This is a genomic window from Vibrio sp. 1557, assembly GCF_033340175.1.
In the GTDB taxonomy this organism is placed as follows: domain Bacteria; phylum Pseudomonadota; class Gammaproteobacteria; order Enterobacterales; family Vibrionaceae; genus Vibrio; species Vibrio alginolyticus.
In genome coordinates this window covers 1-1,270 of record NZ_JAWOVZ010000166.1, presented here as the reverse complement: position 1 = coordinate 1,270, position 1,270 = coordinate 1, and the positions used below count along the sequence as shown (strand labels likewise).

The following is a 1,270-nucleotide window of genomic DNA, read 5'->3' as shown; positions in this document are numbered from 1 at the left end:
ATATCAAACACTTGTACCTCAACCTCCACCTGAATGACAGATTGAGAGCTTTGGTTGGTGATAGACGTTGGCAGTACCAGTTCACCACCTTCGTAGCTCGCAGAGCCAATCAGTATGTCGACCCCTGAGTCTGACAGCTGCATGGTTGGCTTTTTCGCGTTCACAACCACGGTTGTACCGACGGTTTTTGTTACGACCGGAATTGTCGCAATCGCAGGAGCTGCGACAGTTTCAACCGCGCTTGTTGTGGTTTGGGCTACGGCCTCTTTTGGCGCAGAACTTGTCATCACGTATTCCCAAGTAAAGTCATCGTTCAACTTCACTTCTCGACCGTCGGCTAAAGTGACGACTTCAGCGGCGTAGGCGGATGAGGTGGCGAGTAGGGTCGCCAGAGTGATCCATGTTTTCATTGTCATACCTTTTATTTGTGTCTGCTTAACGGCGCCAAAACGCAGGGAAGAACAGTACAAGAATAGTCAGAATCTCCAAGCGGCCCATCAACATACCAAAGCTTAGAAGCCATTTAGCGGCATCTGGTAGTGGCGCGAAGTTACCGGTTGGGCCGATCACGCTACCCATGCCAGGACCCACGTTGGCAACGGCGGTGATTGAGCCAGAAATGCTGGTCACGGGATCAAGACCAAGGGCACTTAAACAGCCAGCGATAAAGATTATGGTGATAAAGAACATCAACCCAAACGCCACCACAGAGCGCACGATGTCGTCGTTCACAGGACGTTGGTTGTAACGTTGCACGAAAACGCCGGATGGATGAATCAGTTTCATGATCTGTTTGTTCAACAGCGTCATAGCAATTTGGAAACGGAAGATTTTAATCCCGCCTGCGGTTGAGCCAGAACATGCCCCTGCCATCATTAAGAAGGCAAAGAGCGTGGTTGGCAGAGCGCCCCAAGCGGTGAAATCTTCCAAGCCGAACCCAGTGGTTGTCACCACAGAAACGATGTTGAACATCGACACTCGCAGGGCATCCAAAATGGTGTAACCATCGCGAATCACTAGCCAAGCGGCAACCACCAAGCTTGAGAACAAGAACAAGTAAGCAAAGCCTCGTACCTGTGCATCTTTGACCAGAATATCGATGCTGCGTTTGCGTAGAGCGGCAACAAACAATAGAAATGGCAGACCGCCCAAGAACATGAAAGTGGTCGCGACCCAGTGCGCACCGTTGGAGAAGTTGTTCATCGAGCTATCGGAGGTCGAGTAACCGCCGGTAGATAGGGTGGTAAAGGCGTGGTTGATCGCTTCAAAC

The 1,270-nt window shown here is 50.9% G+C and carries 2 protein-coding genes; both read right to left on the bottom strand.

Features of this window, described 5'->3' with window-relative positions; translation table 11 throughout:
- Positions 1-410: DUF3157 family protein (locus tag R7070_RS25550; RefSeq protein WP_318141433.1), on the bottom strand; the 410-nt coding region annotated here is incomplete at its 3' end.
- A gap of 25 nt (positions 411-435) precedes the next feature.
- The coding region (locus R7070_RS25545) for a TrkH family potassium uptake protein (RefSeq protein WP_318141432.1) at positions 436-1,270 on the bottom strand (835 nt) is incomplete at its 5' end.